Annotated in this window: 9 protein-coding genes; 4 read left to right on the top strand and 5 right to left on the bottom strand. The window is 45.0% G+C overall.

All coding sequences use genetic code 11. The features are described from left to right. Nucleotides 1–16: 16 nt before the first annotated feature. Nucleotides 17–2293, bottom strand: coding sequence for a glycoside hydrolase family 65 protein (locus BM101_RS08030; protein WP_087033841.1), 2277 nt, complete (start codon nucleotides 2291–2293; stop codon nucleotides 17–19). Nucleotides 2294–2536: 243 nt separating this feature from the next. Between BM101_RS08030 and BM101_RS08025 the strand changes: the two genes are divergently transcribed. The 3 genes from BM101_RS08025 (at nucleotide 2537) to BM101_RS08015 (ending at nucleotide 6158) form a co-directional block, all read left to right on the top strand. Continuing rightward, nucleotides 2537–4210 (top strand): PTS transporter subunit IIBC, encoded by a 1674-nt coding sequence (locus tag BM101_RS08025; protein WP_087033842.1) that lies wholly within the window; start codon nucleotides 2537–2539, stop codon nucleotides 4208–4210. Between the two features lie 15 nt (nucleotides 4211–4225). Next, nucleotides 4226–5041: an endonuclease/exonuclease/phosphatase family protein gene (locus BM101_RS08020; protein ID WP_087033843.1), complete on the top strand. Its 816-nt coding sequence runs from the start codon at nucleotides 4226–4228 to the stop codon at nucleotides 5039–5041. A gap of 301 nt (nucleotides 5042–5342) precedes the next feature. Next, entirely contained in the window at nucleotides 5343–6158 is an 816-nt protein-coding gene (locus tag BM101_RS08015; RefSeq protein WP_177194445.1) for an endonuclease/exonuclease/phosphatase family protein, read from the top strand. A gap of 214 nt (nucleotides 6159–6372) precedes the next feature. Here the strand turns inward: BM101_RS08015 and melA are convergent, their stop codons facing one another. Beyond that, nucleotides 6373–7683: an alpha-glucosidase/alpha-galactosidase gene (melA, locus tag BM101_RS08010; RefSeq protein WP_087033875.1), complete on the bottom strand. Its 1311-nt coding sequence runs from the start codon at nucleotides 7681–7683 to the stop codon at nucleotides 6373–6375. Nucleotides 7684–7779: 96 nt separating this feature from the next. Further along, the gene (locus tag BM101_RS08005; RefSeq protein ID WP_087033845.1) at nucleotides 7780–8613 is read right to left on the bottom strand and encodes an AraC family transcriptional regulator; all 834 of its coding nucleotides are present in this window, start codon (nucleotides 8611–8613) and stop codon (nucleotides 7780–7782) included. Nucleotides 8614–8976: 363 nt separating this feature from the next. Between BM101_RS08005 and BM101_RS08000 the strand changes: the two genes are divergently transcribed. Beyond that, nucleotides 8977–9255, top strand: a complete 279-nt coding sequence (locus tag BM101_RS08000; RefSeq protein ID WP_087033846.1) for an exonuclease/endonuclease/phosphatase family protein — start codon at nucleotides 8977–8979, stop codon at nucleotides 9253–9255. A 287-nt stretch (nucleotides 9256–9542) separates the two neighbouring features. Here BM101_RS08000 and BM101_RS07995 read toward each other — a convergent pair whose 3' ends face one another. Together BM101_RS07995 and BM101_RS07990 are read right to left on the bottom strand one after the other, a co-directional pair. Next, nucleotides 9543–10757 (bottom strand): amidohydrolase, encoded by a 1215-nt coding sequence (locus BM101_RS07995; RefSeq protein ID WP_245825806.1) that lies wholly within the window; start codon nucleotides 10755–10757, stop codon nucleotides 9543–9545. 2 nt (nucleotides 10758–10759) lie between these two features. Beyond that, nucleotides 10760–11965, bottom strand: coding sequence for a MalY/PatB family protein (locus tag BM101_RS07990; protein ID WP_087033847.1), 1206 nt, complete (start codon nucleotides 11963–11965; stop codon nucleotides 10760–10762). Nucleotides 11966–11974 lie beyond the last annotated feature (9 nt).

The following is an 11974-nucleotide window of genomic DNA, read 5'->3' as shown; positions in this document are numbered from 1 at the left end:
TTCGGTTGCCTGCTCATCAGGCGTTCACCGTTTCTTTTATGGCGACTTCGATTTTAGCCGCCAGCTGCATTTCTTTTTCATAGACCTGGACGGTCATCGGTTCGCCCTTCACCAGCGTCAAGCTGACCGTTTCGCCGGTCACTGCGATCAGGATCAGACGGCCGCGGTAGTTGATGTGGAATTGGTAATGCGTCCAATCCTTCGGCAGGAACGGTGCAAAGCGGAGACCATCTTTGGCGCGCATGCCGGCGAAGCCTTCCGCGATCGTCAACCAGCTGCCGGTCATCGACGTGATGTGCAGGCCATCTTCCGTATCGTTGTTGTAGTTGTCCAAGTCCAGGCGCGCCGTCCGTTGATACAGCTCGACCGCTTTCTCTTCCTTCTTCAATTCGGCGGCCAGGATGGCATGGATGCACGGCGACAAACTCGATTCGTGGACCGTCATCGGTTCATAGAAGTCGAAGTTGCGTTCTTTTTCCGCTAGCGTGAATTCATCCTCGAACAGATAGATGCCCTGCAGCACATCGGCCTGCTTGATGAAGCAGGAACGCAGGATTTTATCCCATGACCAGTGTTGGTTCAACGGCATTTCGGCCGGATCCAAGGCGCTGACCGGTTTCAGATCCTTGTCAAGGAAGGTGTCGTGCTGGACGAAGACCTGGCGCTCCTCATCATACGGGAAGTACATACGGGCGATGATGTCCTGCCATTTGGCTTTTTCTGCATTGCTTATTCCCAACGCTTTTTCGCGCTCCGGATATTTTTCCAGACTTTCCAGCGTATAGCGCAGCACCCAGACGGCCAATTTATTCGTATACCAATTGTTGTTGATGTTGTTTTCGTATTCGTTCGGCCCGGTCACCCCGTGGATCATGTAGCATTGTTTATGCTGCGAGAAATGGACCCGGTCCGCCCAGAAACGGCTGACGGCACTGAGCACGTCCAAGCCTTCCTCCGCCAGATAGCTCTCATCGCCGGTATAGGCTGTATAATTGTAGATGGCATAAGGGATCGCCCCGTTGCGGTGGATTTCTTCAAACGTGATTTCCCATTCATTGTGGCACTCCACGCCGGTGAATGTCACCATCGGATACAAAGCGCCCTTCAGCCCTTGCTGGGCCGCATTATGGTAAGCGCCCGGCAATTGGTTGTGGCGGTATTTCAGCAGGTTGCGGGTGACTTCCGGCTTGGTCAAAGCCAAATAGAACGGCACCCCGTACGCTTCGGTGTCCCAATAGGTTGCGCCGCCGTATTTCTCGCCAGTGAAGCCTTTCGGTCCGATGTTCAAGCGGTCATCCTCCCCATAGTAGGTGGAGAACAGTTGGAACAGGTTGAAGCGGATGCCCTGTTGCGCTTCGTCGTTGCCGCCGATGACCACATCCGCGTGCTCCCAACGTTCCGCCCATAGGTCTGCTTGTTTCGCTTCCAGCTCCGCAAAGGTTTCGGGCGCTACTTTTGTTGTATGGATGAAAGCGGCGGCGGTCAGCACTTGGTCTTTTGGATAGTCCCGGCTTGTTGTCACCGTCACGTATTTCTCCAAGGAGACAGTCTGGTCTTTGCTTACGGTCCCTTCAAAGACTTGGGAAACGAACAGGTCCTTGCTGTTGCCTACCTTTTGTTCCAAGCCGACCGCTTGGTGGTGCATATTAGCAGCCACCGTGAAGCGGTCGACGCCGAATGGGTTCGGGATCGTTTCGACGACAAGCGCATCTTCGCCTTGCTCGATTAATTCCCAGAATATTTCTTCATAGTTCGCGTCTTCGTTGCGGACATTTCCGTCCAAAGCGCTCTCGATCCGGATGGCGGCATCCGCTGAAGCGGTGATTTCCACCTTGATGGCGCAAAGCTCCTTCACGTCGATGCTTAAGAAGCGCGTGAAATGGACGGTCACTTCCTTGCCGTTCTTCATGACTGTGTAGAAGCGGTCCAACCGGCCTTTTTCCATATCCAAGGTGAGCGCAAAGTCTTTCACCTCATCCTGATGCAGGTCGATCTCTTCCCCGTCCACCCAAATGTGCATATGGATGAAGTTCAGCGCATTGATCACTTTGCCGAAATATTCCGGGTAGCCGTTTTTCCACCAGCCCACACGCGTTTTATCGGGATACCAGACACCGGCCAGATAGGTCCCTTGATGATGGTCGCCTGAATAAGCTTCCTCAAAATTCCCTCTCATTCCCATATAGCCATTGCCCAAACTCGTCAGGCTTTCTTGCAGGCGACGGTTCTCTTTATCCAGCTGATGCGTGGTAATCTTCCATGGATCGATCTCAAATATTTGCTTAGTCATCATTTTCGGTTCCCCCTTAGTTGTTCTTCTCCCATAGCTTACGTGCAATCGGTTGCATTGTCAATGCATAATTTGCATATTTTTATTTTTACGCTTCCCGCGCCTGCCCCATCGGCTTTCCGAATCTTTTTTCAAAAGATGTGAATTTTCTTTGATAAACCGCTTGCATAATCCCAGAATCTATTTTATACTGCGAAGCGTAAGTACTGCAATCGATTGCACAATCATATTGAGAGGGGAATGGAAATGAAGAAAATATTTACGTTTGATTTTTGGCAGAAGTTCGGCAAGGCGTTGATGGTTGTCATCGCGGTCATGCCGGCTGCCGGTTTGATGATCAGTATCGGAAAAATGATTGGCATGTTCGCGGGGGATGTGCAACTGCTCATGCAGTTTGCCGGTGTCGTCGAAGATCTAGGTTGGGCCATTATTGTTAATTTACATATCTTATTCGCAGTCGCTATCGGGGGTTCATGGGCCAAGGAACGCGCAGGCGGTGCCTTTGCCGCATTACTTGCCTTCATCCTATTGAACCGCACGACCGGTAAAATTTTCGGTGTCACCTCCGCTATGCTTGCCACAGACGGAGCAACTACCCACACTTTATTCGGCCAAAAGATTTTGGTGAATGGTTATTTCACTTCCGTCTTGGGTTCGCCAGCCTTGAACATGGGTGTTTTCGTCGGCATCATCGCCGGTTTCCTCGGCGCCGTCATCTACAACAAGTACTATAGCTACCGCAAATTGCCTGAAGCTTTGTCTTTCTTCAATGGTAAACGCTTCGTGCCTTTCGTCGTCATCTTGTGGTCTGTCATCGTTTCCCTTGTAATGGCAATCGTTTGGCCGGTCATCCAGACCGGCATCAACAGTTTCGGCATCTGGATCGCCAACTCAGCCGATACCGCCCCGATTCTGGCGCCGTTCGTCTACGGCACGTTGGAACGTCTCTTGTTGCCGTTCGGTTTGCATCATATGTTGACGATTCCGATGAACTATACTTCATTGGGCGGAAGCTACACAATGTTGACCGGCGCAGCTGCAGGATCGCAAGTTTTCGGTCAAGACCCGCTTTGGTTGGCTTGGGCCAGCGACTTGGTGAACTTGAAAAATTCCGGTGATACAGCCGGCTATACCCAACTGCTGCACGCATTCACCCCGGCACGATTCAAAGTCGGCCAAATGATCGGCGCTGCCGGCAGCTTGATGGGCTTAGCCTTCGCTATGTACCGCAACGTGGATGCAGACAAACGTCCGAAATACAAATCCATGTTCTTCTCGGCAGCCATCGCCGTTTTCCTGACCGGTGTGACAGAGCCGCTTGAATACATGTTCATGTTCGCTGCCCCATTGCTTTACGGTGTATACGCAGTCCTGCAAGGAGTTGCCTTCGCAATGGCCGACGTCATCAGCCTGCGCGTCCACTCCTTCGGTATGCTGGAATTCCTTACCCGCGTGCCGATGTCCTTGAAGGCCGGCCTGTGGTTGGATGTCGTCAATTACCTCTGGGTCACGCTTGCCTTTGCCGTCATCATGTACTTCGTCTCCAACTTCATGATCAAACGCTTCAAATTCGCGACGCCGGGCCGTTTGGGCAACTATACCGACTTGGATGGCGAAAGCGAAAGTGAAACGGAAGGCGTTGCTGTTGCTCCGGGAGCAGCACAGGTTCTAGCCAGTGGTGACCAAAAAGTCTTGAACATCATCGAAGCCTTCGGTGGCCAGGACAACATTTCCGAAGTCGATGCCTGCATGACCCGTTTGCGTGTCACCGTCAAGGACGAAACGCAGGTCGCCGAAGATAAGAAATGGACATCCTTGGGCGCAAGAGGCGTCATCCGCAAAGGAACGGGAATCCAAGTCGTCTATGGTCCTCAGGCAGATGTCCTAAAATCTGATATAATAGATGTATTAGGAAGATAGAAAGGTGAGGACTACATGAAACTACTGACGTTGAATACGTATAGTTGGGTCGATACCGCAGATGTTGCCGCATACGCTGCCCTGATTACGGACATTCTGGAGAACGAATACGATGCGATTGCCTTACAGGAAGTGAACCAGCTCTCTTCCGGCCCGGCAATCAGCAATCCGCAAGGCTATCTGGCTACCCAGACCGAAATCCCCATCAAGGAGGATAATTTCGCTTATTTCTTGGTAAAGGCTCTGGCAGAAAAGAATCTTTTCTATCATTGGTCTTGGGTTCCCTGCCACGTCGGTTATGTCCGTTTTGACGAAGGCATCGCCATCCTCAGCAAAGAACCGATTCAAGCCGTCGAGCAGATTCAGTTGTCGACCATCAATGATTTCCAGAGCTACCATACGCGGCGCGGCCTGCTTGTTCAGACCGAATCGGCCTGCTTCGTCTCCGTCCACCTGTCCTGGTGGAAAGACGAGGAGGAAAACCCATTCTTGACGGAATGGCGTTCATTGGAAACCGCGGTCAAAAAAACACAGGACAAACCCGTTTACATCATGGGCGACATCAACAACCCAGCTGATATCCGCAACGAGGGTTACGACCTGATTACTCGATCCGGTTGGCACGATGCCTATGCCAACGCCGCTGTCCGCGAGGGAGCCGCAACCGTTCCGCCAGCGATCGCCGGCTGGGAAGAAAATACGCGACCGTTGCGCATCGACTACATTTTTTCAAACCGGGAGCAAGCGGTCGCAAAATACGAAATCAAGTTCGACGGAAACAAACAGCCTTGCGTTTCCGATCATTACGGTGTTGCGGTAACCTATTCCTGAGCTGGATGTTTTGGTCTTCATTAAATAACGCAGAGAGAGAGCCCTAAATCACGGGAAATGATTTAGGGCTCTCTCTCTTTTTGCTTATTTCAGTTTATTGAAAGGGCAGCTATATCATTGGCAATAACGAGACTAACATACGAATTGGATAAATCCTACCTAATAGCTTGTGTATCTTTTGCATTGTTAAAAGATATTCATTTTTTCGCCTCTATCGTGACATCGGATGTGTCTGTTATTCGTAAACTTGGCAAACCTCCATTATAATAGATCTATCAGTGAAATAGGAAGGTTGAGGAAAATGAAACTACTGACATTGAATACGCATAGCTGGATCAATGACGCGGATCCTGCCACATACGCTGCACTGATCCAGGATATTCTGGAGAACGAATACGATGCGATCGCCTTGCAGGAAGTGAATCAGCTTTCTTCCGGCCCGGCAATCAGCAATCCGGAGGGCTATCTGGCTACCCAGACCGAATTCCCCATCAAGGAGGATAACTTCGCTTATTTCTTGATAAAGGCACTGGCGAAGAAGGAGCTTTTCTATCATTGGTCTTGGGTGCCCTGTCACGTAGGCTATGTCCGTTTCGATGAAGGTGTTGCCATCCTCAGCAAAGAACCGATCCAGTCCGTCGAGCAAGTCCAATTATCGACCAAAAATGACTTTCGAAGCTACCACACGCGACGTGCACTGGTTGTGCAGACCGCATCGGCCAGTTTCATTTCCGTCCACATGTCCTGGTGGAAAAAGCTGTGGAGAAAACCTTTTTTGACAGAATGGCGGTCATTGGAAACCGCGGTCAAAAAAATACAGGATAAACCCGTTTACATTATGGGCGACTTTAACAATCCTGCCGATATCCGCAAGGAGGGCTACGACCTGATCACCCTTTCCGGTTGGTACGATGCCTATGCCTATGCCGCTGTCCGCGAGGGATCCGCAACCGTTCCGCCTGCAATCGACGGCTGGCAACAAAGTAAACTGCCGCTGCGCATCGACTACATTTTTTCGAACCGGCCCCAAGCTGCCGCAAGATACGAAATCAAGTTTGATGGAAACAAACAACCTTGCGTTTCCGACCATTACGGCGTTGCGGTAACGTATTCCTGAGCTGGATGTTTTGGTCTTCATTAAATAACGCAGAGAGAGCCTACATCATGGCGCAACATTCATCACATGATATGACAACTTGAAAATAATACAACAAAACGAAATGAGGGGCACATCAACAGGATGCTCCTCATTTCGTTTTGTTGTATTTCATAGTGTCTGGTTTAACGTATTGTACGATGGAGATTGCGCGCGTTCACTCACCTATTTCCTATCATTTATAAGTTGGTAGATAATCGCCATGGGCAGCGATCAATTCATCCACCATTGCTTTTATTTCTGAAATAGACAATTCTGAATTCGCATGAGGGTCCAACAATGCTGCTTGATAGATTTTATCTTTTTCAAGTGTCATTGCAGCTTCAACCGTTAATTCTTGTACATTAATATTTGTTCGATTCAATGCAGCTAATTGCGTAGGAAGGTTACCTACATAGGTAGGTTGAACGCCATTTTTGTCCACCAAACACGGAACTTCCACACAGCAATTTTCAGGCAAGTTAGTGATCAGACCTTTATTCAAAACATTTCCAGCAATCACTGTTGGGGTCCCTGTTGTAATCGCATCCATAATATAAGAGGCATATTCGCGGCTTCTTGTATGTTCCAGCGAACCGTTATTGACGATCTCTTCTCTTTGAAGTTCCCAGCCTTCGATTTGTGTAACACATCTTCTTAAATATTCATCAATTGGGATTTGCAATTGATCAATCAATTGCGGATAATTTTTTTTGATAAAATAAGGATGGTACTCTGCATTATGTTCGCTGGATTCTGTGATATAGTAGCCAAAATGTTTCATCAATTCAAAGCGCACAGAATCCTTATGTGGATTAGCGATTTTTGAAGCCAGACTGCGAATTTCAGGGTAGAAATCTTTTCCGTTTCGGTTGATTTCCAACAGCCAAGCCATGTGGTTGATACCGGCGATTTTCCATTGGAATTCATCCAGATTGTATTGATCTTTTATCCCCAAATGTTCAAATAATTCTGGCACACAAACTTGAACACTATGACATAATCCAACCGTTTTGATTTTCGTTGCTTTCAGCATACCCATCGTTAAAATGGCCATAGGATTGGTGTAGTTCAATAACCATGCATCCGGACAAACCTCTTCCATGTCTTTGGCAATTTCAAACATTACGGGAAGTGTGCGCAATCCTCTGAAAATACCGCCGATACCAGTCGTATCCCCAATCGTCTGCTGTAATCCGTATTTTTTAGGGATCTCAAAATCGATCACAGTGCTCGGCTTGTATCCACCAACTTGAATCGCATTGATGACGAAATTCGCACCTTTCAAAGCTTCTTTTCTATCGCTGAAAGATTTTATTTTAGCGCGGTTTTGGTTCGAGTTGTTGTTGATAGTCTTAAGCATCAATTCGGATTCTTTTAATCTTTTTTTATCTATATCGTATAACGCAATCTCTGCGTCTTGGAGACTTGGTGTCAACATCGCGTCCCCTAAAACATTCCTTGCAAAAATTGTACTGCCTGCACCGATAAAACAAATTTTGACCATGTTCATGCTCCTTTTCCTTTTGATGTCTCCAGTATAGTTTATTCTTACTGAAACAAAAGTGCATGATTTTAGTTACAGGGTACAATTTTGTAGTTCTTATTTTTCAGCCTTATATCCGGTCGGCGAACTGTGAAATCTGCTCTTGAAGGCCCTTGAAAAAGAGTGCCTGTTCTGATAACCTACTGCGTTTGAGATTTCCTCAATCGATAATTCTGTTGTTTTCAACAGTTGGCTGGCCTTGTTCATGCGGTACAGGTTCAAATATTTGAGGGCGTTCAAACCCAACTCCTCTTTGATCACCTGGCTGAAATAGGAAGGGTGCAGGTACATCGATTTCGCAATTTCTTCAATCGTCAAATCCTCCCGATAATAATTATTTTCCACATACAATAAAAAGGCTTCGCTGTATTTTTTCCTTTGGCTGACTCGGACTTCCATTTCAATATTTTCATTATGGATTTTGAAGAAAGAAAAAATGTCATAGAAGAAAGCCTGATTTACTAGTTTTTGCGAATCATCAAAAAAATCGGATTGCATAAAACTCTCGAATTTTTCCCGCAATACTTCTTTCGTGTCAACTTGCCCAATATAGTCTTTAGCTCCGATGCCGTTTGTCTGCAGGATTTCTTTCACCTTGTTGCCCGAAAATCCTATCCAATAGTATTCCCAGGGCTCTTCCGTATCCGCTTCATAATCGACCAGTTCATTCGGACGAATCAGAAAAAAATCACCCGCACCCAAGTGATGCGTTGCATCGTTCACGGTATATCTTCCTTTTCCGCTGATCACAAAGTGCACAATATAGTTATCCCGTAACGAAGGGCCAAACCGATGCCCACTCTGGCACTTCTCGTATCCAACATTAAAAAAATAAAAATCCGAGAAATAATATTCTTTAAAAAATAAATCCTTAAATGGTTTTTCATTCATGGCGTATCCTCTGTTATCTGTTTATTTATCATAACCCTAAAAGCCGGGCAACGCTGCTTTCCGATTGGACCGGCTTCGATGGTGTCATTCATCAGTACCGTTATACACGTAGATTTTAGCACAGCATCTATTAAAGGTGATATAAAGGAACCTGAAACTCCGCTAAATAGGCAGTTGACTGCAGATTCATTAGGAGCGTACTGATCTTACTATTATATATCCTTCACTCCCAAAACAATATATCGTAGTCTTATTCAAACCTGTATCCACAAACAATCACAAGCGTAACCGCTTTTCAAACGATGTCGGATGCTATAATTAGAAACCGCAGTCAAAAAAATAGAGGACAAATCCGTTTACATTATGGGCGACTTTAACAATCCCGCCGATATCCGCAAGGAGGGCTACGACCTGATCACCCAATCCGGTTGGCACGATGCCTATGCCGACGCCGCTGTCCGCGAGGGATCCGCAACCGTTCCGCCTGCAATCGACGGCTGGCAAAAAAGTAAACTGCCGCTGCGCATCGACTATATTTTTTCGAACCGGCCCCAAGCTGCCGCAAGATACGAAATCAAGTTTGATGGAAACAAACAGCCTTGCGTCTCCGATCATTACGGGGTTGCGGTAATCTATTCCTGAGCTGGATGTTTTGATCTTCGTTAAATAGCAAAGAGGTAGCCCTAAATCATGGGAATTGATTTAGGGCTACCTCTTTTTTATATTTCGGGCCTACGTTTTTATTGCATCTTATTCCAAATAAAAAGTCGTTGCTCTCGTTTTCCATGCGTAATGATTGGACATTGTAGGTCATAGGTGGCCCTCATTCCGACACATGATTTTATGTAAAATAGTGTATTTAAAACTACTAATCTTAGTATGTTTTATATATGGAATAGCAATATTTTTTTCTAATTAATAAATATCTATTAACTGTTCAAGAAATCAATTGCAAATTTCGCTGTGGCCGCTACACCGTAGTAAAGGGCATCTTCATCTACATCAAAATGATCATTATGATGTTCTGCGCCACTTCCTAGTTCCTCATTTCCTACACCAACAAAAGCAAATACAGACGGTGCTATTTGACTATATCTAGAAAATGATTCAGATGCATACCATACTACATCGTGAACAAGGGATTCCGGTAAAAGTTGATTCACTCCATTTTGGGCAATTTCTGCCAGTCTAGTATCATTAATCAATGGTGTACCGATGACACCAGTGTTTGCGAATTCTACTGTACAGTTATGGGCTGTTGCGGTTAATTCAGTTACTTTTTTCAATGCATTAACTGCCTTTACGCCTTCGTCATTATCAAAAAAGCGTAAGCTACCACCAACATATACTTTATCTGGAATTATATTATTAGCAGTACCACCATGAATTTGTGTTAAACCAAGCGTAACAGTTTTACTTACATCAATTTGGTTGCTCCAAGCACTGGCTATACCGCTTAGAACTTGTGCTGCGGCAAAGACTGGATTTATAGAAAGATCTGGTCGGGAACCATGACCACTTTTCCCTACTACATCAAATTCAACCGCAGCGTAGCCGGCCATTCTCGGTCCTGCATCTAAGCAGATTTCCCCTGTTTTCATAAACGAAGTAACGTGAGTTCCATAAATTGCATCGATACCTTTATCTTTTAATTTATCTAACATCCCTGCAATCCCGGAACCAATTTCTTCTCCTTCTTCAAAGATAAAGACTATTTTCCCTGATAATCCATCTTTGAGCCCATGAAGAATTTTCATGGTTCCAAGTAGGATAGCCATATGAGCATCATGGCCGCAGACGTGGCTAGCGCCTTCATTTTTAGAAATCCATTTTTTTTGTTTTGATAAATTCACTGGATTTTCTTTAACAGGCAATGCATCTATATCTGTGCGTAGACCTACTGTTTTTCCGGGTTTCCCTGTATCCATCGTCGCAATAAATCCTGTATTTGAAGCCATTTCAATTGGTAATCCTAGTTTTTTTACTTCCTCTTGCAAGAATTTCGTTGTTTCAAATTCGTTCGCAGAAACTTCAGGGTGTTCATGTAGATATCCTCTTAACTCTCTTACATAGACATCAACGTCTTTTACCCTTTCCAATAACTGCCCTTGATCAATTCCTTTAACCATGTTTGCAACTGTCATTATTATAGCCCCCTATTATTAATAGCAACTTTTAATTGTTCAAGTCCTTGAAGCATTGTTTCTGTTGGACAAGCCAGATTCATACGTTCAAATCCATTTCCTTCATCTCCAAAAACATAGCCTTCGTCAAAGAACACTTCTGCTTCCGTATGCAAGAATGTTTCCAGCTCATCTTTATCAAGACCAAGTGCACGAAAATCAAACCACTGCAAGTATGTTCCTTCAATGTCATAGACTTTTATTTGTGGTAGATTTTCACTCATATATTCCTTTAGAATATTATGATTCTCATATATTAATTGTATTAACTGATCTAACCATCCTTCACATTGGGTATAAGCAATTTCGCATGCCTTATAACCTAAAATGTTTAATGTGTTAACTCCATTCTTCTCATTTTCTTTTACAAAACGTTCCCTGATTTCCTTGTTTGGAATGATAATATTTGATAACTGCATACCTGCAAGATTAAAAGTTTTGCTTGGTGCTGTGCATACAATGAGGTTGTTGGCTACATCATCAGATATTGTTGCAAATAGGGTATGTTCATATCCCGGCATTATTAGGTCATTATGAATTTCATCAGAGATAATCAATACATTGTTTCTCAAACAGATATCGGCTACTTTTTCTAGTTCTTCTTTCTTCCAGACGCGACCAACCGGGTTATGCGGACTACAAAATAATAAAACTTTATTATTAGGATCAGCTGCTTTTTTCTCTAAATCATCATAATCAATTGTATATGTCATCCCATCTTGAACTAATGGACTTTTAACAACTTTTCTATCATTTAGTTCAATACCACTATAGAAAGGATAATAGACAGGCGGGTTTATAATTATTCCGTCTCCGGGTTCTGAGAATGCCTTTATGGCAGTGTAAAAGGCGTATACAACACCTGGTGTACTAACAATCCATTCCGGTTCAATTTGCCAGTTATGTCTTTTTTCCATCCAACCACATACCGCATCTGTAAAACCTTTCGTTGGAATTGTGTAACCTAAAACAAGATCGTCAAGATAACTTTTTAAACCTTCAATAATTTCAGGTGGATTTTTCAATTCCATGTCAGCTACGCTAAACGGTATAACCTCTTTACTAACATTGGGGTTCCACCCTTTCATTTGTTCCCATTTATAAGAACCCGTATTGGTTCTGTTAATTAAATTGTCAAAATCATACTTTGTTTTTTGAGCTAGCATCATAAGCTCCTC

It is taken from the genome of Trichococcus palustris, assembly GCF_900114465.1.
Taxonomy (GTDB): domain Bacteria; phylum Bacillota; class Bacilli; order Lactobacillales; family Aerococcaceae; genus Trichococcus; species Trichococcus palustris.
This window is presented reverse-complemented; position numbering and strand designations above follow the sequence as displayed.

What these genes read in the sequence shown, in the direction of transcription:
- BM101_RS08030 (WP_087033841.1), bottom strand. Translation starts at nt 2,293, where the DNA reads ATGATGACTAAGCAAATATTTGAGATCGATCCATGGAAGATTACCACG.
- BM101_RS08015 (WP_177194445.1), top strand. Translation starts at nt 5,343, where the DNA reads ATGAAACTACTGACATTGAATACGCATAGCTGGATCAATGACGCGGAT.
- BM101_RS08005 (WP_087033845.1), bottom strand. Translation starts at nt 8,613, where the DNA reads ATGAATGAAAAACCATTTAAGGATTTATTTTTTAAAGAATATTATTTC.
- BM101_RS08025 (WP_087033842.1), top strand. Translation starts at nt 2,537, where the DNA reads ATGAAGAAAATATTTACGTTTGATTTTTGGCAGAAGTTCGGCAAGGCG.
- melA (WP_087033875.1), bottom strand. Translation starts at nt 7,683, where the DNA reads ATGGTCAAAATTTGTTTTATCGGTGCAGGCAGTACAATTTTTGCAAGG.
- BM101_RS08000 (WP_087033846.1), top strand. Translation starts at nt 8,977, where the DNA reads ATGGGCGACTTTAACAATCCCGCCGATATCCGCAAGGAGGGCTACGAC.
- BM101_RS07995 (WP_245825806.1), bottom strand. Translation starts at nt 10,757, where the DNA reads ATGACAGTTGCAAACATGGTTAAAGGAATTGATCAAGGGCAGTTATTG.
- BM101_RS08020 (WP_087033843.1), top strand. Translation starts at nt 4,226, where the DNA reads ATGAAACTACTGACGTTGAATACGTATAGTTGGGTCGATACCGCAGAT.
- BM101_RS07990 (WP_087033847.1), bottom strand. Translation starts at nt 11,965, where the DNA reads ATGATGCTAGCTCAAAAAACAAAGTATGATTTTGACAATTTAATTAAC.